Here is a 16,581-nt window from a genome sequence, read left to right as displayed (position 1 = left end):
AGGCGGGAGGGCGGGAAGGGGGGCCGGCCGGGCGAGGCTGGGTTGGTCAGCGGGGGACGTCGGGCTGGATGCGCAGGACGTGCAGCGAGGTGGCGAGGCCGTCGTACTGGGCGATCAACTGGACCAGCGCGATGAGTTCCGACTGGTTCAAGTGCGAGGCCAGGGTCGACCAGGTGTCGTCGGCGAGGTCCTTGGTCTGCACCAGCTCGTCGACGGCGGTCAACACGGCTCGGAGTCGGGGCGTCCACTCCGCGGTTGCGGGGTCTTCGGTGGTGCGGACGATGTCGTCGTCGTCCAGTCCTACGCTCGCACCGATGCGCTCGTGGTGCGCGCGCTCGTAGGCGCTGCCCCGCACAAACGCGATGCGCAGGATCACCAACTCGGTGGTCCGGCGGTCGAGGATGCCGAACGGCATCATCATCCCCGAGTAGGCCAGCCAGGCGGGGAACAGGCGGCGCGCGTGGCCGAGGGTGGAGAACAGGTGGACGTCGCGCTTGCTGGTCACGCGCGCGCCCACGCGGTTGACGAACCAACCGAACGGGCCGAGTTCGCGGAAGCCGCCGGGGCGGATGCGGGGCGTGCCGGAGGGGGCGGTGGGGGTGCCCTGGGGCTTGGGGTCGGCGCCCGGCTGGGCGTGGGCGTCGGGGTTGCTGCTCGGCTGGCTCATGGCCGCAAGGGTAGGGCAGTGGGCCGGGCCGGGGAGCCGGGTTCGTCGAGGAGGTACGGCGACAGGGCCGAGCGGTGGGCGTCCACCGACAGCGTGCGGTTGAGCGGCGGGAACGCGCGCTGCGGGCAGGCCGGGCGCTCGCACATCCGGCAGCCGGCGCCGATCTTGGCGGTGGCCTCGGTGTCGTCGAGGTCCAGGCCCTGCGAATACACGGTCCGATGCGCGTGCCGGACGTCGCAGCCCAGGCCGATCGCGAAGGTCTTGCGCGACTGGCCGAATCGCATGGGCCGGGTGGTGACCGTGCGCGAGACCCACAGGTGCACGCGGCCGTCGGTGGTCTCGGCGAGCTGGCGCATGATCTTGCCCGGGAACGAGAACGTCTCGTAGATGTTCCACAGCGGGCACGTGCCGCCGGACGTGGTGAAATGCATCCCCGACGCCGACTGGCGTTTGGACATGTTCCCCGCACGGTCGACCCGGACGAAGCTGAACGGCACGCCCGCGGCGCCCGGGCGCTGCAGCGTCGACAGGCGGTGGCAGACCGTCTCGTATCCGGTGGCGTGGAAGGTCATGAGCCGCTCGACGTCGTATCGGAAGTCCTCCGCGGTGTCGAGGAAACGCTCGTACGGCATGAGGACCGCGGCCGCGAAATAGTTGGCCAGGCCGCGCAGGGCCAGGGCGCGGGCGGCGGGGGAGGAGAACGTGCCGTCGGCGACGAGCTGGTCCAGCAGGTCCTCGTGCTCCAGAAACGCCAGCTCCGACGCGACACGGAACGCCTGCTGGCCGGCCGTGAGGTGCGCCGACAGGTCGAGTCGGCGCTCCTCGGCGGAGAAGCGGTGCCACAGCCCGTCCGGGAGATCGACGCGGCGGGCGACCCGGACGCCGTGCGTCTCCGCGAGACGGTTCTCGAGCTCGGTCCGCACGTCGCCGCGGTTCATGCGGATCCGGTTGGTGAGTTCCTCCGCGGCGGTGTCGAGGGAGTCGATGTAGTTCTGCCGCTGATAGAAGTAGTCCCGCACCTCCTCGTGGGGCATCGCCAGCGCCGAATGATCCACTTCGCCGCCGGGGACGTTGCGGCTCTCGGTGAGGGCCGCCAGGAGATCCGCGGAATTGCGGTAGCGCTGGTTGAGGACGGCGAAGGCGCGCGCGAGGGCCGGGTGCGCCCGGACGAGGTCGATCACCTCGGAGGAGGGAATGCCCGAGGAGACCTGGGGGTCGGAGAGCGCCTCGGTGAGCTCCGCGATGAGGCGGGTGTCCGAGTCCGAGGCGAAGAACGTCGAATCCACCCCGTAGACCTCCGAGAGGCGGGCCAACACACGCGAGGTGATAGGCCGGGTGTCCTTCTCGAGCTGGTTCAGGTAGCTGGCCGACAGCCCCAGCGTCTCGGCGAACGCGGCCTGCGTGAGGTGCTGTTCCTCACGGAGCCGGCGGAGGCGTGAACCCATATGTGAGGTCGTCATCAGGTCTACTCCCAACATTGGCGTGGCGCACCCCACATTCTTCGCAAAGTTTGCAAAAGAGGCAAGGAAACTCGCCGAATTTGCAGAAAATGCAGGTAGACGCGGTGTGGATCATGTGGCAGTCTTGTGCCGTACAGGATCTCGGACTCGCAATTATGCGAACTCGAGTCCGCCCCCGAGACAGAAAAGAGTCGCGATGTCGAACGTCGGCAAGGCACGTACCGCTGAAGAGATCCAGAAGGACTGGGACACCAACCCCCGCTGGAAGGGCATCACCCGCAACTACACGGCCGAGCAGGTCGCCGAGCTGCAGGGCACCGTCGTCGAGGAGCACACCCTCGCCCGCCGCGGCGCGGAGATCCTCTGGGACAAGGTCAACAACAAGGACTTCGTCAACTCCCTCGGCGCGCTGACCGGTAACCAGGCCGTGCAGCAGATCCGTGCGGGCCTCGAGGCCGTGTACCTCTCCGGCTGGCAGGTCGCCGGCGACGCCAACCTCTCGGGCCACACCTACCCGGACCAGTCGCTGTACCCGGCCAACTCGGTGCCGAACGTCGTCCGTCGCATCAACAACGCCCTGCTGCGTGCCGACGAGATCGCCCGCATCGAGGGTGACACCTCGGTCGAGAACTGGCTCGCCCCGATCGTGGCCGACGCCGAGGCCGGCTTCGGTGGCGCCCTGAACGCCTACGAGCTGCAGAAGGCCATGATCGCCGCCGGCGCCGCCGGTGTGCACTGGGAGGACCAGCTGGCCTCCGAGAAGAAGTGTGGCCACCTGGGCGGCAAGGTCCTCATCCCGACCAACCAGCACATCCGGACCCTGACCTCGGCCCGTCTCGCGGCCGACGTCGCCAACGTGCCGTCCGTGATCATCGCGCGTACCGACGCCGAGGCCGCCACGCTCATCACCTCCGACGTGGACGAGCGTGACCGCCCGTTCATCACCGGCGAGCGCACCCCCGAGGGCTTCTACAACGTCAAGAACGGCATCGAGCCCTGCATCGAGCGCGCCAAGGCCTACGCCCCGTACGCCGACCTGATCTGGATGGAGACCGGCACCCCGGATCTCGAGTACGCCAAGCAGTTCGCCGAGGCCGTCAAGGCCGAGTACCCGGACCAGCTCCTGGCCTACAACTGCTCGCCCTCCTTCAACTGGAAGGCGAACCTGGACGACGCCACCATCGCGAAGTTCCAGAAGGAGCTCGGCGCGATGGGCTTCAAGTTCCAGTTCATCACCCTGGCGGGCTTCCACTCGCTCAACTACGGCATGTTCGACCTGGCCTACGGCTACGCCCGCAACCAGATGTCGGCCTTCGTCGAGCTGCAGGAGCGCGAGTTCAAGGCCGCCGAGGAGCGTGGCTTCACCGCGGTCAAGCACCAGCGCGAGGTCGGCGCCGGCTACTTCGACCTCATCGCCACCACGGTCGACCCCAACACGTCCACCGCGGCGCTGAAGGGCTCCACCGAAGAGGGTCAGTTCCACTGATCTCTGTCGGCCCGCAAGGGTCGGCGAGCGCTGACTCCCACGGGAATCAGCACTCACCACTGACGTGAACACATCCGGGGGCCGCGGCCGTCTCGACGAGGCGGACGCGGCCCCCGGTGTCGTCAGAGCCGACGACAGACGACGGAGACACCGACCACCCCGGAGAAGGGCCCAGTAGAGATGAGCAGCCCCCGAGACGCGGACACCGACCACGGGCGGATCACCCGCGTCGGCGTGGTGGGCGCCGGACTCATGGGGGCCGGCATCGCCGAGGTCTGCGCCCGGGCACACGTCGACGTCCTGGTGTGGGAATCCACCAAGGAGCTGGCCGCCGCCGGCCGCGCCCGCATCCTGGACTCCCTCGACCGCGGCGTCTCCTCCGGCAAGATCACCGAACGCGAACGAGACCGCGCCGCCCTCCGGCTCCGATTCACCACCGACCTCGAAGACTTCGAGGACCGCCAGCTGGTGATCGAGGCTATCGTCGAGGACGAGGCCGCCAAAACCGCCGTGTTCCGGGAACTCGACCAGGTCATCGACGACCCACAGGCCGTCCTGGCCTCCAACACCTCGTCGATCCCCATCATGAAACTCGGCACCGCCACCACCCGCCCCGAGCGCGTGATCGGCATGCACTTCTTCAACCCGGTTCCCGTGCTCCCGCTCGTCGAGCTGGTGAGCACCCTCGAGACCGGCGAGACCGTCCGCGCCCGCGCCGAGGACTTTGCCCAGCAGGTTCTCGGCAAGCAGGTCGTGCACTCCGCCGACCGCTCGGGCGCCGTGGTCAACGCCCTGCTCGTGCCGTACTTGCTCTCGGCAATCCGCATGTCCGAGTCCGGCCACGCCACGCCCGAGGACATCGACCGGGCCATGGTGCTCGGCTGCGCACACCCCATGGGGCCGCTGTCGCTGGCCGACCACGTGGGCCTGGACACCGTCAAGGCGATCGCCGATTCCATGTACGCCGAGTTCAAGGAACCCCTCTACTCGCCGCCACCGTTACTGCTCCGGATGGTCGAGGCCGGCCGTCTCGGCAAGAAATCAGGGCACGGCTTCTATCGGTACGCCTCGCCGCGGTTGACGGCGGGCGCGGGTCGCTGACGCGTTGTCGTCGTCGCCCCCTTCACCGCACCTCGCGCCGAGCCGCGCCTCGAGTGTCCCCGGGTACCCACGCATCGGTCGTCGTCGGGAGCTCAAACGCGCGCTCGAGCGATACTGGCACGGCGACGGCACCCGCGCTGAACTCCTCGCCGTGGGGCGGCGGATCCGTGACCGGACCTGGCACGATCTGCACGACGCCGGCCTGACGCAACTGCCCGGCAACACCTTCTCGTTCTACGACCACATCCTTGACGACGCCCTGCTCTTCGGCGCCGTGCCGGGCCGGTTCCGCGACCTTATCGAGGGGCTGCCCCCGGTCGACACCGTGTTCGCGCTCGCCCGCGGCCGCGCCGACGTCCCGCCGCTCGAGCTGGTGTCGCTGCAGGGCACGAGTTACCTCTACCGGCAGCCCGAGTTCTCGCCGGACACCCCGCTGGAGCTGCGGCCGGAGGGGCTACTGGCGGAGGTCGCGCGGGCGCGGGAGCTGGGCTATGAGATCCGGCCCGTGGTGACCGGTCCGGTGTCATTGTTGCTGCTCAGCAAGGTGGAGGCCGGTGCTGATGACGGTGCCGGTGCCGATGCCGATGCCGATGCCGGCGCCGAGAGCCGCGCCGCGCGGTCGTCGTTCGTGCCCCTCGACGCGCTGGACCGGCTGCTGGAGCAGTACGAGGCCCTGCTGAACGTGCTCGCCGAGGTGGGCGTGGAGTGCGTGCAGTTCGACGAGCCGTGCATGACGATGGAACGCACCGACGCCGAGATCGAGCGCCTGCTCCAGGCCTACGACCGGCTCGCCGCGGCGCCCTCCCGTCCTCGGATCCTGGTGACGGGCGCGTACGGCGATCTCGCCGGAGCTCTGCCGGCACTGGCCTCGACGAACGTAGAGGCGATCGGGTTGGATCTGGTGTACGGGCGACGCCCGGCCGCCGAGCTCGCGGCGATACCCGGCCTGGCCGGCAAGCGCCTCTACGCCGGTGTAGTCGACGGTCAGAATGTCTGGCGCACAGACAAATTCGCGAGCCTCGAGTACCTGCGTGAACTCAAGGCCGTGTTCGACGACCTGGTGGTGACCACCTCCTGCACCCTCCTGCACGTCCCGTACGACGTGCGCGCGGAGACCGCCCTCCCGGTCGAGTTGGCCGATTCGCTGGCGTTCGCGGACCAGAAGGTCGCCGAGGTGGTCTCGCTCGCCGCCGCGCTCGAGGACGGCCCCACCCCGCGCTGGCGCCCGCTTCCGGTCCTGCCCAGCGCGCGCCGCGCCGATGTGCGCGCCAGGACGTCCGGGGTCGACGACGACGACAAGGTCCGTGTCCCGTACGGACAGCGGGCCGCCCGGCAGGCGGACAGGCTGTCGCTGCCGGTGTTGCCGACCGCGACCCTGGGGTCCTTTCCCCAGACGGTCCAGATCCGGCGGGCGCGGCTCGATCTGGCGGAGGGCCGGATCGATTTCGAGCGCTACCGGGCGTACCTGCGCGAGGAGATCGCCGAGGTGATCCGGCTGCAGGAGGACATGGGGCTGGACGTGCTGGTGCACGGCGAGGTCGAGCGCAACGACATGGTGCAGTACTTCGCCGAACTACTCGACGGGTTCGCCGCCACCCGCCACGGCTGGGTGCAGTCGTACGGCTCGCGCTGCGTGCGCCCGCCCGTCCTCTACGGGGACGTGGCCCGGCCCGCTCCCATGACGGTGGAGTGGACGGCGTACGCGCAGTCGCTGACGGACCGGCCGGTCAAGGGGATCGTCACCGGGCCGGTGACGATGCTGGCGCGTTCCTTCTGCCGCACCGACCTGTCGCTGGAGGAGGTCGGCACGCAGCTGGCGCTGGTGATCCGCGACGAGGTGGCGGACCTGGAGGCGGCGGGCACGGCGATCGTGCAGGTCGACGAGCCGGCGATCCGGGAGTTGCTGCCGCGGCGCGGTGCCGACCGCCGCGCGTACCTGGACTGGGCGGTGGGCACCTTCCGGCTGGCCACGGCGGGGGCGCGGCCCGAGACCCAGATCCACACGCACCTGAGCTACTCGTCGCTGCGGGTGATGACGGAGGCGATCGAGCGACTCGACGCCGACGTGACGAACATCGTGGCCACCCGGTCGATCGAGTGGGTGCTCGACGCGCTGCAGGACCACACGCTGACCCGGCAGGTCGCGCCGGGCGTCTACGAGTCCAGGTCGGGCTTCGTGCCGGACATCGATCTGCTGCACGAGCGGCTGCTCGAGGGTGTCGACGCGGTCGGTGTGGAGCGGCTGTGGGCCGTTCCGGACGGCGGTCTGAAGAGCCGCTACACCTGGCAGTTGGAGCCCAGCCTGCGCAACCTGGTGACCGCCGCGCGACGAATCAGACGGGCGGTTGCCCGGGATTCCTGAGCTTCTAATAGGATTACGGCATAACAAGTCCCGGACCTTCGGTACGGGATCGGTAGTTGACGAAAGAGGACGACATCATGGCCGGTCAGACCCTCGAGCACACTGGTGCCGCCATCGTCGAGGAGTACTACCCGGAGTACGCGACGACCGTCGCCCCCACCTACCCGCTGTACTCGACCGAGATCTACCTCGGTTCGGCGATCCTCCTGCTGAGCATGTGCATGCTGGGCCTGCCGCTCACCGCGTACGGCTACTACGTGGACAACATGAACGTCTCGCTCGGCCTGGTCATCGCCGCCGTCGTGGCCACCACCGTGGTGTTCCTGATCGGGCTCGTCATCTGCATGATCGGCTTCCGTAAGTACGGACGCGAGGACGCGCACTGACGCTTGACAGCACCGCGGCCGCCGGGTCCGCCGCCCTCAAGGCGGGCGACCCGGCGGCTGACGCTGAGCGGAGATCCGCGCTCCGCCGGATGAAGGTGGTCTCGACGGGTTTCCTCGTCGTGGCCGGGGTGATCTATCTGATCGCCGAGTACGCGATACACAACGGCGCCGACCCCTGGGTGGGGTTCGTCCGCGCCGCCGCGGAAGCCGGAATGGTCGGCGGCCTCGCGGACTGGTTCGCCGTCACCGCTCTGTTCCGGCACCCGCTGGGCATCCCGATCCCGCACACCGCGCTGATCCGCAAGAAGAAGGACCAGCTCGGTAGTTCGCTGGGCGAGTTCGTGGGGGAGAACTTCCTCGATCCTGAGATGGTGAGCGAGAAGGTCCGTAGCGCACACATTCCCGAACGGGCCGGGGAATGGTTGCAGGACCCCGAACACCGGGCGATGGCCTCCGACCAGGCCGCCAAGGCAATCCGTTCGGTACTGGCCGTGCTGCGCGACGAGGACGCGGTGGCGATCATCGAGCGAACGATCGTCGCGCGCATCGCCGAACCGGAGTGGGGACCGCCCGCCGGCCGAATCCTCGCCGAACTCCTCGACGAGGGCAGGCACCTGCCGCTCATGGATCTCATGGCCGACCGCGCCCACAGTTGGGTGGAGGCCAATCCGGAGACTATCGACCGCTGGGTGCGGGAGAAGGCCCCCACATGGGCGCCGCAGTTCGTCAACGAACTGCTGTCGGATCGCGCCTACCGCGAGCTGAGCGAGTGGACGTGGCAGATCAAGGTCGACAAGCAGCACCCCGTGCGCGTCGCCCTGATCGGATTTGTCGAGGACTTCGCCCGCGACCTGCAGCACGACCCGGCGACCATGGCCAAGCTTGAGATCTTCAAGCAGGAGGTCATGAACCGCGAGGAGGTCCAGCGCGCCGCCGGCTCGGCATGGGCGGCCGCCAAGCGCATGGTCATCGAGGCCACCGAGGACACCTCCTCCACCCTGCGGGTGAAGATCGACGACCTGCTGCGCCGACTGGCGGACATGCTGGTCGAGGATGTGAAGGTGCGCGATCGCCTCGACGACTACATGACGCGTACCGCCCGCTACGTCGCCGAGAACTATGCCGGTGAGGTCACCTCGATCATCTCCGAGACCGTCGAGCGATGGGATGCCGACGAGGCATCCGACAAGATCGAGCTCCTGGCCGGCAAGGACCTGCAGTTCATCCGTATCAACGGCACCGTCGTGGGTGCGCTGGCCGGTCTTGTGATCCACACCGTCACCACGCTGATCTTCTGATCCACGCATTCTCCTCACGGGTGTAGGCGGCAGTTACTCCCGTCACACTCACGCCCCTTCCCCGGGTAGTGCCTGTGACCTGCTCGAGTCCGGGTGACTGCCCACCTGGCCCGGACGGTCGCCCGGTGTGGGGCACCCCCACCCCGATCAGGTGTGACGAAGCGCACGGTAGTGGGGGCCACATAGTGCTTGCTGCAGTTAGCACTCGTTGTTAGCGTTGTTGTCAGTCGATGACAGACGACAGCAAGGACGGAGGTGGAACTGATGGCCGGACAGCGTGGACGCAAAAGCGACAAGGCGATCGGAACCGCCGAGGCGCAGGTGGGGGACACCTCCGCCGGAGTCCTTGCCCGTAAGTCCAAGCCGACGGGGGACCTGCCGGGTGACGGTCAGGCCACCAAGGGCGAGGGCGGTAAGCGGTCGTCTGAGTCGCAGGACATCGGATCGTTCATCCGCGCGCAGCGGGAGGCCGCTCAGGTGTCCATCCGGCAGCTCGCCGAGCGCGCCGGCGTCTCCAATCCGTATCTGAGCCAGATCGAACGTGGGCTGCGCAAGCCGTCCGCCGAGGTGCTTGGTCAGATCGCCAGGGGCCTGAGGTTGTCCGCTGAAGTGCTGTACGCGCAGGCGGGGATCCTCGAGCTCAAGCAGGGAAGTCCGGTGAGGGATGCGATTCTCACCGCTCCGGACCTCACCGAACGGCAGAGGGAGGTGCTCGTGGAGATCTACGAGTCGTTCCGGGCTAACAACGCCACCGCCGCTGATCAGGTCGTCGACGTCCCCTGAGGGAGCGTCGCACGGCGGCCCGTGGGGGCCACGAGCACACCGCAGACGAGAGCACCAGAACGAGACCGAACACTTTTTAAGGAGTCGACATGACTGACAAGAAGCCCGCTGCCAAGAAGACCACCGCCGCCAAGAAGGCGTCCGGCACCGCGAAGACCGCTCCGGCCAAGTCAGTGGCGAAGGACCCGGCCTTCGACGGCCCGCTCGGCCAGGCGCTCGCCGCCGTCCGCACCCCGGTCTACGCCTACGTCGGTGTCAACGATCTGGCCGTCGAGGCCGTTTCCGGGCTCGTCGCCGACCTGCGTCGTCGCACCGAGGAGGCCGTCACCGACGCCCAGTCCAAGGTGAACGAGGCCGTCAACGACGCCCAGAGCAAGGCCACCGAGCGCTTCAACGAGGTCCAGACCCGCGTCTCCGAGGTTCCCGACCGCGTTCAGTCGCTGCCCGCCGAGGTCGAGGAGCTCGTCAACCGCTTCCGCCCCGAGGAGCTGCGCAAGGTCGCCGACGCCTACGTCAAGGTCGCGGCGGGGATCTACGACGGTCTCGCTGCCCGCGGTGAGGATGTCGTCACCCGTCTCCGCGAGGAGAACCCGCAGATCGAGGCTGGCTTCACCCGGGTCAACGAGCAGGTCGCCCGCGCCGCCGGTCTCGTTGAGGACCAGGTCGAGCTCGGCGAGGAGGCCCTCGGCACCGTGGCCCGGCAGACCCGTTCGATCGGTGTGAAGGCTGCCGGCCGCGTTTCCAAGTCGGCCCGCCAGGCCGCCGAGGCCGTCGGCGACGCCGCCGATGAGGCCGCCGACAAGGTCGACGAGGCCGCCTACTCCGCGTCGGACGAGGTCCAGAGCGCCGCCGCCAAGGTCGAGGCGCGCACCGCCCCGGCCAAGAAGGCTCCCGCCAAGAAGGCCCCGGCCAAGAAGCCGGCCGCCAAGAAGGCTCCGGCCAAGAAGCCGGCCGCCAAGTCGACCACCGCCACCAAGTCGACCGCTGCCAAGACCACGGCCGCCAAGACCACCGGCACCACCTCCGCTGCGAGCAAGCCGGCCGCGTCGACCACCAAGGCCTCCGAGACCAAGTGATGCAGCGCGGCTGATCCCGCACTCACCACAGGCCGCCCCGGCCCGCTCCACCCGAGCGGGCCGGGGCGGCTTTCTCTGTTGCCCGGTGCCGCCTGCTCGGGGGCGAGGAGCCCACCGGGGCACTGTCTACACTGGGGCCCGTGATTAACGATCTCTCGACTACATGGGGAATGGTCCAGCTGGGGATCCAGGCGGCATTGGTCGTCTGGGCGCTCGTCGGAATCGTGTTCGCTGCTCTCGCGCCCGCCTCGGCATATTCGATCGAGGGTAAGTGGCCCAAGCCGGCCTGGATCGGCATCTGCGCGGGCTCCGCCCTGCTGTTCGCGATCTGGCCGCTCGGGATTTTTAGCATCATCGCGATGGTGGCGGTCGGGGTGTTCTTCGCCGATGTGCGACCGGCGGTGCGAGGGTATCGACGATGACCTCCGCCGGGGGCGGGCAGGAGCAGCGCATCGAGGAGCTCGCCGACGAGGCGGGCACCACCGTTCGCAACATCCGCCTCTACCAGGAGCGTGGGCTGCTCCAACCCCCGGTGCGACGAGGACGGACCGGCTTCTACGGGCCGGCGCACAAGCAACGACTCGCCCTCATCCTGCGGCTTCTCGATCGTGGCTACACTTTCGCGACCATCGAGGAGCTCCTCATCGCGCAGCGTCACGGCCTGACGCTGACCCAGCTCCTCGAGGTCGAGAGTGTGCGGGCGGACCGGCGCACCGCCGGCCCCCGCCGTCGACGGCTACCGAAGGCCGGGGTCGAAGCGGTGACGGGCTTCGAATTGCCGGAGGAACTACTGGATCGTGGCACCGCGATCGGGCTGGTGAGCGAGTTCAGCTCCGCTGACCATTTCCTCGCCGACGACTACATGTTCAAGCTCTTCCGCGAACTGATCATGCTGGGCGTCGACGAGGACGGGCTGGACAGAATCGGCACCATGTTCATGGAAGGGCAGAGCATGGCGGCCCAGGCCATCACCGTGCTCGTCGAGACCCTCCGGGATTCCGGCGTGAGCCAGGCGGTCATCGAGAAGAGGGTCACCGGAATTCTGCCCGGCGCGGGGGCTGCCGCACGCGTGATCTTCCTCTCGGCGGTCCAGACCCTGCTCACCGAAAAACACGGCTTCCGCAAAGCCTAGACCGACAGAAGTCGGTCGGCCTAGGTGAACACCACGGTGCGGCCACCGTGCACCAGGATCCGGTCCTCGAGGTGCCAGCGCAGGCCACGGGCCAGGACCAACTTCTCGGCGTCGCGGCCCTGGCGGACCATGTCCTTCACCGTCGCAGTGTGGTCGACACGGATGACGTCCTGCTCGATGATCGGGCCCTCGTCCAGGTCCGCGGTCACGTAATGGCAGGTCGCCCCGATCAACTTCACGCCGCGGGTGTGCGCCTGGTGGTACGGCCGGGCACCCACGAAGCTGGGCAGGAAGCTGTGGTGGATGTTGATCGCGCGGCCGGCCCAGCGGGTGCACAATTCGTCCGGCAGGACCTGCATGAAGCGGGCCAGCACGATCGCCTGCGGGTCGATGTCGTCGACGATCCTGGCGACCTCGTCGAAGGACGGCCCGCGCTCGGCCGGATCGGCCGCGAACGGGATGTGATGAAACGGGACACCATGTGCCTCGGCCATCCCGCGCAGGTTGTCGTGATTGCCGATCACGGCCCGCACGCGCGCCGGGTAGTCGCCGCTCTCGACACGGCCGAGCAGGTCGTGCAGGCAGTGCCCGTCCTTCGACACCAGGATCACGACGTCTTTCGGATCGTCCGAGTCCGCGATGTGCCAGTCGGTCTCCGGGCCCAGCTCGCCGGCCACGCGCTCGAATCGGCGGCGCAGTTCGTCGAGTTCCATGCCGATCGAATCGGCGTCCACGGACTGGCGGGTGAAGAACCAGCGGGTGTCCTCGTCCGCGTGATAGGCGGCCTCGACGATGGTCCCGCCGAGCTCGGCGAGGAACGTGGCGATCCGGGCGACGATGCCGATGCGGTCCGGGCAGCCGAGGGAGAGGACGAAACGACGTGACATGAGTGCTCATTGTGCCAGCCGGGCCTGTCCGACCTCCCCGCTAGGCTGGCCACCATGGACGACGCCCCCCAGAACTCCCCCCACCACACCACCCCGTCCGGCGAGCAGGACAGACTGACCCGCTCCCGTGTCGCCGCGATGATCGACCACACGCTGCTCTCGCCGGACGCCTCCCGCGAGGACGTACAGGCATGCATCGACGAGGCCCACGAGCTGGGCGTCAAGGCGGTCTGCGTCAGCCCGGCCATGCTGCCGGTGCGGGGCGGGGAACTCGTCGTGGCCACGGTCGCCGGATTCCCGTCCGGCAAGCACCACTCCCTGGTCAAGGCCATGGAGGGTCGGCTCGCCGTGGACCAAGGTGCGCGCGAGGTCGACATGGTGATCGACGTGGGCGCCGCCATCGCCGGTCTGGTCGACGAGGTGATGGCGGATGTGCTCACCATGCGTGACGCGGTGCCGCCGCCGGTGGTCATCAAGGTGATCCTCGAGACCGCCGCGATCCACAAGGCCCTCGGCGAGGAGGCGGGGGACGAGCGGATCGTGGAACTGTGCAACGCGGTCGCCAAAGCCGGGGCCGACTTCGTCAAGACCTCCACCGGCTTCCACCCGGCAGGCGGGGCCAGCGTGCGTGCGGTGCAGGCGATGCACCGGGCTGTGGGCGGCACGCTCGGGATCAAGGCCTCCGGCGGGATCCGGGACGCCGACACGGCGCGCGCCATGATCGCGGCCGGCGCCACCCGGCTCGGGCTCAGCGGAAGCCGCGCCGTCCTCAAGGGATTCCCCGAGTAGGCGCGGCTCGGCCGACCGGCGTACCACGGCAGGCTGGCCGGTGGCCGGTGGCCGGTGGCAGGTGTCAGGGGGAACGCGGTCAGAAGGTCGTGGCCTCCAGCCGCCAGCCCGAAGCGGTGGAGCGCTTGTCCCAGAAATCGGCATACCGGCCACCAAGGGCGATCAGCTCGTCGTGCGAACCTCGCTCCACGACCTGGCCAGCGTCCAGGAAGAGGATCTGATCGGCGTGCCGGATCGTCGGCAGCCGGTGGGCCACCACCACAACCGTCTTGTCGCGCGTCAACTCGCGGATCCCGGCCACCACCGCCGCCTCGTTCTGCGGATCGAGCGCGCTGGTGGCCTCGTCGAGCAGGACGATCGGCGCATCCTTGAGCAGGGCACGCGCCACCGACACACGCTGGCGCTCGCCGCCCGACAGCGCCGCACCACCCTCGCCGACGCGGGTGTCCCACCCGTCCGGCAGACGCTCGACGATCTCGTCGACCCGCGCCACCCGGGCCGCCGCGAACACCTCGTCATCCGTGGCACCCGGCCGGCCCACGCGGATGTTCTCCATGACGGACTGGTCGAACAGATACACGTCCTGGAACACCAACGACACCTGCTTCAGAGCGGCATCGGTGCCCAACTCGGCAAGGTCCACCCCACCGATCGAAATCCCACCCTGACCAGGCACGTAAAACCGTGCCGCGAGCCGCAGCAACGTCGTCTTCCCCGAGCCACTGGGCCCGACGACCGCGGTGGTGGTGCCGGCCGGGGCCTCGAAATCAACCGAGTGGAGGACGGCGGTGTTGTCGTCGTCGTCCCGGTTGTTCTTCCCATAACCAAAGGTCACGCCGTCGAACCGCAACGTCGACCCGGCCGGAGAGAGGGGCTCGGCCGGCTCGGCGATGGTCTCCGCGTCGAGCAGGGCGTTGATGCGGCGGGCGGCCACCTGGGCGCGGCGGATCGCCGAACTCAGGTCCGCCGCCTGGGAGAGCGGCTCGATGAAGCGCGAGGACACGGTGATCAGGGCGATCGCGGTGGGGACGGTGAGGTCGCCGTCGGAGGCCAGGGCCACCACCACCCACACGAGCAGCATGAACGTCAGCTGCACCACGATCGTGAACACGGCCAGCCCCGGCACCGAGGCGAACAGCGCGCGACGGATGGCGGTGCGCAACGCCTGTAGAGAGGACATGAGCTGGCGCTCGTGGGACGCGTCGGTGCCGAACACGCGCAGCACCGGCTGCGCCTGGGCGAACTCGATGACCTGCTCGTTCGCGCGCGCGGCGGCATCGTGCTGGGCCTCGGTCGCGCCCGCGAACAGCGTGTTGCCGACCCGGTTGACCAGGTACAACACCGGGGCAGTGATGACCATCGTCAGCGAGACCCGCCAGTCGACCCACAGCATCGCCACCGCGACGGTGACGGGCACCAGCACGGCCGTGATGAGCGGGGTCAGCAGCTGGGCGAACACGCGCAGGACCTCGTTGGTGCTGGCCATCATGACGCGCGAGGTCTTGCCCGCGGTGTTGTCCGAGAACCAGCCCAGCGGCAGCGAACCGAGATGCCGACCCAGCCGCAGCCGCAGGTCACGCATCATGGCGCTGCCGATGAGCATGCCGGCCATGGCCTGCACGTAGCGGGCGATGCCCACGGCCACGAGCGCCACCGCGATCGCGATGGTCCAGCGCCAGGCCGTGCCGAGGTCGCCGCCGAAGACCGCCGTGAGCAGCGGTGCGAGTGCCGAATAGGCCAGGCCCTGCGCGACGCCCAGGACGAGAACCGCCGCGAAATAGCGGGGCAGGATGTGCCGCTTGTCGTCAGGCACCAGGCGGATCATGTCGCGGATCATCGGTTGCTCTCCTCGCGTCCGGTCAACTGCTGCGTGGCTTCGGCGTCGGCGTGCCACAGGCGCGAGTAGGTGCCGCCCGCCGCGAGAAGGTCCGAGTGGGAGCCCTGTTCCACAACACGGCCCTGGTCGACGACGACAACACTGTCGACGCCGGTGATCGTGTGCAGTCGATGAGCGATTACCAGGACGGTCCGCCCGGCGACCAGCGACGCGATGGCCGTCTGGATCTCGGCCTCGGACTCCGGATCGGCAAAGGCGGTGGCCTCGTCCAGGACGAGAACCGGCGAATCGGCCAGGAGCGCACGGGCGATCGAGAGCCGCTGCGCCTCACCACCGGACAGGCGGGCGTCGGTCCCGACCGCCGAGTCGTACCCTTTCGGCAGTTCCATGATCCGGTCGTGGATGCAGGCGGCCCGCGCGACGCGTTCGATCTCTACGTCTGTTGCGTCCTGGTTGGCGATCGCGATGTTGGCGCGGACGGTGTCGCGCAGCAGCCGCACGTCCTGGAAGACGAACCCGACACGGGCGTAGAGCTCTTCGGGCGGCAGCTCCCGGATGTCGTCGCCGCCGATGGTGATGCGGCCGTCGGTGACGTCGTGGAAGCGGGGCAGCAGTGCGGCCAGGGTCGACTTGCCGGCGCCGCTCGGCCCGACCAATGCGGTGATGGTGCCCGGGTACAGCGTGAGGTCGACGCCTCGCAGGACTTCGACGCCCTCGCGATAGGCGAAGTGGACGTTCTCAAACCGGACAGTGCCGGCGGTGGTGTCGTCGTCGTCAAAATTCTTTGTGTTTTTTGCGGGTGCACCGGGCGCGGCGGTCTCGGGCACGGCTATTCCGGGTGCGGCCGTTCCGGTGAGCTGGTGTTGTTCGAGCGCGGGGGTGCCGAGGAGGCGGTGGATCCGGACGGCGGCGGCGTCGGCCTGGGTGCGGGCCTGCGCGGCGTGGCCGATGGTCAGGACCGTGCTGCCCAGGCCGAGTCCGAGGAGTAGGAACGGCAGGAGATCGACCGGGTCGAGTGAGCCGGCATCGATCATCGGCAGCCCGACCAGCAGGATCACGACCAGCAGGCAGATGGGGTTGAGCAGGATGCCCGCGAGCGCCTCGGTGCGGGTCATGGTGCGGGTCCAGTCGGTGAAGAAGTCGGAGAACTCGTCGACCGCCGTCTCGTATCGTGAGTGGGCGCGGCCGGCCTGGCCGAACGTGCGGACCACCTGGATGCCGTCGACGAACTCGATCGTCGTGGCCTCGGTCTTCTTCTCCAGCTGCTCGTAGGTTTCCATCTTCTGGCGGTAGTCGCGGCCCATCATCGTGCTCAGC

15 protein-coding genes are annotated in these 16,581 nt (G+C 68.8%); 10 read left to right on the top strand and 5 right to left on the bottom strand.

What is annotated here, in order from left to right; all coding sequences use genetic code 11:
- Positions 1–46: 46 nt before the first annotated feature.
- Both G6016_RS04240 and ramB read right to left on the bottom strand, forming a co-directional pair.
- Positions 47–667: a carboxymuconolactone decarboxylase family protein gene (locus tag G6016_RS04240; protein ID WP_182631455.1), complete on the bottom strand. Its 621-nt coding sequence runs from the start codon at positions 665–667 to the stop codon at positions 47–49.
- Positions 664–2,127, bottom strand: coding sequence for an acetate metabolism transcriptional regulator RamB (gene ramB, locus G6016_RS04235; protein WP_182631454.1), 1,464 nt, complete (start codon positions 2,125–2,127; stop codon positions 664–666). Before ramB ends, G6016_RS04240 begins: the two co-directional genes overlap by 4 nt.
- A gap of 196 nt (positions 2,128–2,323) precedes the next feature.
- Between ramB and aceA the strand changes: the two genes are divergently transcribed.
- The 9 genes from aceA to G6016_RS04190 all read left to right on the top strand — a co-directional run bounded on the left by aceA (position 2,324) and on the right by G6016_RS04190 (position 11,751).
- Complete coding sequence (gene aceA / locus G6016_RS04230) at positions 2,324–3,613, top strand: isocitrate lyase (protein ID WP_182631453.1); 1,290 nt, start codon at positions 2,324–2,326, stop codon at positions 3,611–3,613.
- Positions 3,614–3,793: 180 nt separating this feature from the next.
- Complete coding sequence (locus G6016_RS04225; protein ID WP_182631452.1) at positions 3,794–4,714, top strand: 3-hydroxybutyryl-CoA dehydrogenase; 921 nt, start codon at positions 3,794–3,796, stop codon at positions 4,712–4,714.
- Positions 4,715–4,718: 4 nt separating this feature from the next.
- Positions 4,719–7,076 carry a 5-methyltetrahydropteroyltriglutamate--homocysteine S-methyltransferase gene (metE, locus tag G6016_RS04220; RefSeq protein WP_182631451.1) on the top strand — a complete coding sequence of 786 codons (2,358 nt, stop codon included), beginning with the start codon at positions 4,719–4,721 and terminating at the stop codon, positions 7,074–7,076.
- 77 nt (positions 7,077–7,153) lie between these two features.
- Positions 7,154–7,462 (top strand): hypothetical protein, encoded by a 309-nt coding sequence (locus G6016_RS04215; protein WP_182631450.1) that lies wholly within the window; start codon positions 7,154–7,156, stop codon positions 7,460–7,462.
- 89 nt (positions 7,463–7,551) lie between these two features.
- Complete coding sequence (locus G6016_RS04210) at positions 7,552–8,760, top strand: DUF445 domain-containing protein (RefSeq protein WP_241729736.1); 1,209 nt, start codon at positions 7,552–7,554, stop codon at positions 8,758–8,760.
- Between the two features lie 264 nt (positions 8,761–9,024).
- Positions 9,025–9,543, top strand: a complete 519-nt coding sequence (locus tag G6016_RS04205; RefSeq protein WP_182631449.1) for a helix-turn-helix domain-containing protein — start codon at positions 9,025–9,027, stop codon at positions 9,541–9,543.
- Positions 9,544–9,632: 89 nt separating this feature from the next.
- A complete protein-coding gene (locus G6016_RS04200) occupies positions 9,633–10,619 on the top strand; it encodes a hypothetical protein (RefSeq protein WP_241729734.1) in 987 nt (328 codons plus the stop codon).
- A gap of 140 nt (positions 10,620–10,759) precedes the next feature.
- A complete protein-coding gene (locus G6016_RS04195; RefSeq protein WP_182631448.1) occupies positions 10,760–11,041 on the top strand; it encodes a DUF2516 family protein in 282 nt (93 codons plus the stop codon).
- Positions 11,038–11,751, top strand: a complete 714-nt coding sequence (locus tag G6016_RS04190; protein ID WP_182631447.1) for a MerR family transcriptional regulator — start codon at positions 11,038–11,040, stop codon at positions 11,749–11,751. The genes G6016_RS04195 and G6016_RS04190 overlap by 4 nt, the downstream gene beginning before the upstream one ends.
- 20 nt (positions 11,752–11,771) lie before the next feature.
- Here the strand turns inward: G6016_RS04190 and purU are convergent, their stop codons facing one another.
- Positions 11,772–12,638, bottom strand: coding sequence for a formyltetrahydrofolate deformylase (purU, locus tag G6016_RS04185; protein ID WP_182631446.1), 867 nt, complete (start codon positions 12,636–12,638; stop codon positions 11,772–11,774).
- Positions 12,639–12,692: 54 nt separating this feature from the next.
- On the opposite strand from purU, the gene deoC reads away from it, so the two are divergent.
- Complete coding sequence (deoC, locus tag G6016_RS04180; RefSeq protein WP_182631445.1) at positions 12,693–13,427, top strand: deoxyribose-phosphate aldolase; 735 nt, start codon at positions 12,693–12,695, stop codon at positions 13,425–13,427.
- 79 nt (positions 13,428–13,506) lie between these two features.
- Here deoC and G6016_RS04175 read toward each other — a convergent pair whose 3' ends face one another.
- Together G6016_RS04175 and G6016_RS04170 are read right to left on the bottom strand one after the other, a co-directional pair.
- A complete protein-coding gene (locus tag G6016_RS04175; protein ID WP_182631444.1) occupies positions 13,507–15,264 on the bottom strand; it encodes an ABC transporter ATP-binding protein in 1,758 nt (585 codons plus the stop codon).
- Positions 15,261–16,581 (bottom strand): ABC transporter ATP-binding protein (locus G6016_RS04170; RefSeq protein WP_182631443.1); only part of this gene is annotated, 1,321 nt, incomplete at its 5' end. The genes G6016_RS04170 and G6016_RS04175, both read right to left, overlap by 4 nt.

The organism is Dietzia aerolata (assembly GCF_014144865.1).
Lineage (GTDB): Bacteria > Actinomycetota > Actinomycetes > Mycobacteriales > Mycobacteriaceae > Dietzia > Dietzia aerolata.
This window is presented reverse-complemented; position numbering and strand designations above follow the sequence as displayed.

Coding starts and splice junctions, on each gene's coding strand:
- G6016_RS04225 (WP_182631452.1), top strand. CDS start 3,794: ATGAGCAGCCCCCGAGACGCGGACACCGACCACGGGCGGATCACCCGC.
- G6016_RS04240 (WP_182631455.1), bottom strand. CDS start 667: ATGAGCCAGCCGAGCAGCAACCCCGACGCCCACGCCCAGCCGGGCGCC.
- G6016_RS04210 (WP_241729736.1), top strand. CDS start 7,552: ATGAAGGTGGTCTCGACGGGTTTCCTCGTCGTGGCCGGGGTGATCTAT.
- G6016_RS04200 (WP_241729734.1), top strand. CDS start 9,633: ATGACTGACAAGAAGCCCGCTGCCAAGAAGACCACCGCCGCCAAGAAG.
- G6016_RS04175 (WP_182631444.1), bottom strand. CDS start 15,264: ATGATCCGCGACATGATCCGCCTGGTGCCTGACGACAAGCGGCACATC.
- ramB (WP_182631454.1), bottom strand. CDS start 2,127: ATGACGACCTCACATATGGGTTCACGCCTCCGCCGGCTCCGTGAGGAA.
- G6016_RS04205 (WP_182631449.1), top strand. CDS start 9,025: ATGGCCGGACAGCGTGGACGCAAAAGCGACAAGGCGATCGGAACCGCC.
- purU (WP_182631446.1), bottom strand. CDS start 12,638: ATGTCACGTCGTTTCGTCCTCTCCCTCGGCTGCCCGGACCGCATCGGC.
- deoC (WP_182631445.1), top strand. CDS start 12,693: ATGGACGACGCCCCCCAGAACTCCCCCCACCACACCACCCCGTCCGGC.
- G6016_RS04215 (WP_182631450.1), top strand. CDS start 7,154: ATGGCCGGTCAGACCCTCGAGCACACTGGTGCCGCCATCGTCGAGGAG.
- G6016_RS04190 (WP_182631447.1), top strand. CDS start 11,038: ATGACCTCCGCCGGGGGCGGGCAGGAGCAGCGCATCGAGGAGCTCGCC.
- aceA (WP_182631453.1), top strand. CDS start 2,324: ATGTCGAACGTCGGCAAGGCACGTACCGCTGAAGAGATCCAGAAGGAC.